Source organism: Endozoicomonas sp. ONNA1, assembly GCF_024606325.1.
GTDB lineage: Bacteria > Pseudomonadota > Gammaproteobacteria > Pseudomonadales > Endozoicomonadaceae > Endozoicomonas_A.
The window spans coordinates 1-4,964 of record NZ_JAHHPN010000133.1 but is presented as its reverse complement, the minus strand read 5'-3'; the positions used below and the strand labels follow the sequence as shown (position 1 = coordinate 4,964).

The 4,964-nt window shown below is 46.3% G+C and carries 3 protein-coding genes; 2 read left to right on the top strand and 1 reads right to left on the bottom strand.

Annotation, left to right across the window (positions count from 1 at the left end):
* A partial coding sequence (locus tag KDK19_RS03205; RefSeq protein WP_257291323.1) for a hypothetical protein occupies nucleotides 1–212 on the top strand: 212 nt, incomplete at its 5' end.
* Between the two features lie 43 nt (nucleotides 213–255).
* Nucleotides 256–4,236 (top strand): ankyrin repeat domain-containing protein, encoded by a 3,981-nt coding sequence (locus tag KDK19_RS03200; RefSeq protein WP_257291322.1) that lies wholly within the window; start codon nucleotides 256–258, stop codon nucleotides 4,234–4,236.
* 172 nt (nucleotides 4,237–4,408) lie between these two features.
* Here KDK19_RS03200 and KDK19_RS03195 read toward each other — a convergent pair whose 3' ends face one another.
* Nucleotides 4,409–4,861 (bottom strand): type II toxin-antitoxin system HigA family antitoxin, encoded by a 453-nt coding sequence (locus tag KDK19_RS03195; RefSeq protein ID WP_257274390.1) that lies wholly within the window; start codon nucleotides 4,859–4,861, stop codon nucleotides 4,409–4,411.
* Nucleotides 4,862–4,964: the final 103 nt, after the last annotated feature.

The following is a 4,964-nucleotide window of genomic DNA, read 5'->3' as shown; positions in this document are numbered from 1 at the left end:
TTTGCCGGTACGAAGTAAAAAGCCGCCATGCGCAACCTGATCATAAGTGCACTGTCTTTTGTATTTTGTCTTTCTTTACCACCCCACGCATCAGCCTGGCTCCATTGGCAACCACCAAAGCTACAGAGTCATGGGCAAGGATTGAAACTCCTTTTAAGGGCTCAACCGGTAGAGCCACAAAACAGTCAAATAAGATCCGGGACAGCCCCTGAATCACAAATAACCATCACAGCCCGCCCTGGTCAGGTATTCACGGTGTGCAGCCAACAGCTCAAAGCAGACGCTTACAGTGTATTGCTGACTGCCTACGATCAGACGAAAAAAAGACCACACCAATTGCTACTGACTCACGGGCAAACGACACTGCATTTGGAAAAAACCTACATCTGCCCCACTGAGGTTATCAACCAACAGCCGTATAACTACCAGCGTGTCCTGTATTCTCAGGAACCCTTTCTGGTCACCCGCCAGAATGACCCAAAGAAAAAAGAGCAAAATAAAAACACTCTTATCCCACCTATAGGTCTACCCAGTAAGCTTTCACCACACAACCTGCAAACCGGAGGCATTGGACCGGATTCAGATGAAGACAGCTTCTTCAAATATCCCTTCCGGCCACCTTTTGTTGATCAGAGCGGCATCACCATGGTCTTGCTTCCCTTTCTTAAACTGCCACCCGATTGGCAATACCAGATTCCAGGCAGCCAATGGCACCACTGGCTGATGGGTGAGCCGGATTATGACTCTGGCACAATATTAAATATTCAGCTGAATGGCGAATCCATAGCCCGCCTGCCCATTCATTCATGGGAACTGCAAGAGCTGGCTGAAGACCTGACCAATAGCCGACAACTGTTGCAGAAGCTGGCGTACAGGCTTAATGGCCGGGAAACGTTTATTCAGCAATTGCTGGATATTCTGGCTACAGCTGAACAAAATCCTATGGATGAAGAGAGTAGGGTGCGAATTGAGAAACAACTGGCCGATGTGTTGGAGCAGCCTGACCATTCATTTTCACTGGAGCTGGAATGGTTCAGCTTACAGGCAGCCATGACTCCCGATCACTCCATTATCACTGCACATAATGGTAAAGGAAAAAAAAAGGAAGCCAGTTCAGGAAAAGTGCCCGGTAGCAATGATCAAAATCAGTACGGCGCACCGTCAAGCCAATCAGTGCCGGTCAGACATGATCCGGAACAAGGGTTGATTCGGTTTTCTGATGACAACGGCAAGAATGAACATCAAGGAAGAGTTGGGGCGGCAGAACAATCTGGCAACCACGAAGACCATGGCGAACAGAGTCAGGATTCATCGGGTGCCCAGCAGAACAACCGATCAGACCAGGACGGTGCCGAGCCTGACCCGATCAATAACGCCCCACCTCCAGCATCGGGAACAACCGATGCAGCAGGAAGTTCTGAGCCTGTCACCATTACTTTTATTGGTCAAGCCAATGTCGGGAAATCTTCTCTGGCCAATCGATTTCTGCAAATTAACCACTTTGCTGCCCAACTGACGCATGTATCACATCACGAAGATGATTTTGACCTGCCGCCGTATATCAAGATTCGGGCATTACCCGGTTATGGGAGGCCTTCCCTAAGCACGGACAGTTTTCTTGAGTTGGACAATCACCCCATCAAAGATAACGAAGTCGTCATAATGGTTATGGCCAATGAAATGAGTTTGGAAGATCAAATCGAACTACAGAACCTGCTGAACCATGGACACCCGCCAGAGCGTGTTTTACTGGTATACAACAAATTTGATGCGATTCTGGATGGGGTAGTGGGGAGGCAGCAAATAGAGACTGATTCAAGTCGTTATGCCCTGGAGAATTCTATAAAAAAAGAGCTTATGAACAGGCAGCTTAAAATTTTGGAAGAATGGCAGCGGGAACTGGTCACAGATGAATCATCTGCCCACTTGACTCAGTCGCTTCAAACATTGGCCAACCGTCTCAAGGCACAAAAAGAACAAGGTAAACCCTTCCTGTTGTTTACCTCTGCCAGCGACGTCAGTACCTATAGCCCGGAGCAGGATGAGGAATTGATAAAAGCCATTTCTAACGCACTGTCTGGGCAGGAAAAGAAGACATTTAAAGAACAGTTTCTTGATATCCGTCCGGGAAAGGTCAAACAGTTTTCGGATTTTATCAGCCATCGTTTTTCGGCAGTGATCGAAGACGCCAAGGCAGGCGGAGTTGCCGCAGAGGACGTTTTTGGTAGCTTATTCAGACAACTAAATAATGACTTTGGCTTAGACCCCGAGCAAGGTTGCAACCACTGGTTGAGAGAGTTCAGCAAAATCTATAAAACGGTTTTTAACGAGAAAATCAAAGAAATTGTAAACGGGGATGACTCTCGGTTACATACACTTCAAAAGCAGTTTATCGCCTTTTATACCGGGCATATTCTGGGAAGCATCTGGTATAAATTTATCGGGGAGAGGCGACAGGAAAAAGAAATCGATGAACTGGGGCAGACTGCTTTGCATCGCTGGGCTCGAAACGGGAACTCCGGCTGGGTTTGGTTATGGCTGCAATTGCACAGCGAGAAGGCCGGAACGCTATTAAATGCGCGAGATATCAACGAACGAACCCCGTTACATCTGGCGGTCTACTCTGGCAATGAAGATACTGTCAGATACATACTGGAACATGGTTCGAATGTCGATGCCAAAGACAGTGTCGATTATACCCCCTTGCATTGGGCTGCGTTTTTTGGCCGGGAAACCATTGCCGAACAACTGCTTCAGCACAATGCCAGCCTGACAGGGCAACACCGCTTAAGAATAACCCCTCTTCATGTGGCAGCCTGGAGCAATCAGGGCGCTATGGTAAACAAACTGCTGGAGTGGGGAGCCAGTATCGATTCATCCGCCTACGGAATCTACCCGGTCCACTATGCAGCAGCCACTGGAAGCCTCAACAGTCTTGAGGCACTGCTGGCCCATAGACTGAATGATCTGGATGTCTTTAGTATCACTGGAAGCTTCAACAGTCTGGCGTATAGACCGATTGATCTGAATGTCCTTATTAGCAGTGGACACAGTGCATTGCATATTGCTGCCTGGTACGGTCATAGAAAGACTGTTGCCAAACTCATTGCCGCAGGCGCTGATCAAAAACAGTTGACAAAAGACGGTTATATGGCTGGAGATCTGGCCAAATTCAGAGGGCACAAGTACCTCGGGCTTTCTGTATCTGAAAAGGACGTTGACCAGCAAAATCCCAAGGCTCCTGACCGTACTCATCTGGCAATACCCATAGCAATTGATCTGGAATCCATGCACATTGATCAATATGGCTATTCGACACTTCATCGAGCTGCCAGAGAGGGGGATGTAAACAGAGTCAGAGACATTCTGAATAACAATGAATATACCAGTGCCCGATCCGCCATGTCGGGCTATACCCCCTTGCATGTTGCTGTCCTCTACGGACACAAAAAAATAGCTGCTCTATTGCTATCCCCCGCCAACAGGGAAGACAAAGATGTATCGGGGAACACGCCTCTGCACCTCGCTGCACTTTTCAACAGAGAAACAATGATAGCGTTCCTTCTGGATCACTCCTGCAGACCAGATGCAACTAATCACTCCGGTATTGCGGTACTGCATGTTGTCTCAGCTATGGGATCACGTAATACGCTTGAACGCATTTTTGAATCCCTGAAACAGTGCAAATGTGATTGCAACCCAACCGTCAATGGAGTAACTGCAATGCATATCGCTGCCAAGTATGGAAATATTGAGGCGATAAGATTGCTTAATCAGGTCGCAGGGATCAGTTTAGAAATAGAGACTGCGAGTGGGGAAACACCTCTGCATTCTGCAACTCATACCGGTCAAGTTGAAACGGTAAAGTGGCTAAAAATAACAGGCGTTAACTTGGCACCTGCTAATAAGAAGGGTGTTACCCCGTTGTTTATGGCCGCTGCCATTAATTCCCCCGAATTAATAGAACTACTTGGGCAAGAAGGCAAACCCGAACATCTCACAAAAATCATCGGGTTGTTGCCAAAACGTTTTGGTGTCGCATCTTTTAGCAGTGATGAACCTCTTTCTCTAACCCCATTGCACTTTGCAGCCTTAAAGGGAAACCTTGAATCGGTCCAGGCACTGGTGATGAAATGCGGGGCAAAACTGGACACCCGAAGCAGCGGCTTGACAGCACTGAATTTTGCCTCATGTGGAAGACACCTGAAAGTGGTTCAGTGGCTTATTGGTGAGTGACATCTTCACCCGGATATAACATCAAGAGGCGATGTTACACCAATGATGCGGTGATCCATTGTTGCACAAAACAGGCAGCAGAATCTGTACGCAACAACAGGATAAGATTGCGGCTGAGTGCAATCTTATCCTTATTTGGCAGGTGCTGGAGTTAATTATATTGGGAGTGGTCTCAATCATCCAGAAACATAGATCTGGGAACATTAAATCTATCACTTAATTTATCTATGTGATGTAATTTAAGCGTTGCTTTTCCTGAAATTATTCTTGATACATAGGGTTGCTTACCAATTTCAGGTAAATCATATTGTGATAAATTGTTTACCTCCATCAAGTGTAATAGAAAATCTATTCCTCTGGCTTCAGGCAATGCTTCAAGATTTTCATCTTCCCACATTTTCATGAAGTGATAAATAAAATCAACTTCTTTATCAGTACCCTTTTTTGAGTCAAGTTCTTCTATTAAATCACAAGCTTTGTTGTAATATGCTTCTGATGATAGAGGCAAAGAAAATCCGAAGCTCATTTTAGCTTCATGAGATACTGACGCTACAAACTCTCTCATTTGTTCATATATAGTCATCATATTCTCGCTATTTTCAAGTGCTACTAAGTACTCAACCATACGAAATCATATTTTCTGACTCATTGTTCAGGCACTCTGACTGCGTTGCAACTCTGGTCACATAGCTTGCTATGTTTCCGTCGTTGCGCCTTGCAGAGCACCT

Bases quoted from the DNA above. Each gene is read 5' to 3' on its own strand.
- KDK19_RS03195 (WP_257274390.1), bottom strand. From the start codon at position 4,861: ATGGTTGAGTACTTAGTAGCACTTGAAAATAGCGAGAATATGATGACT.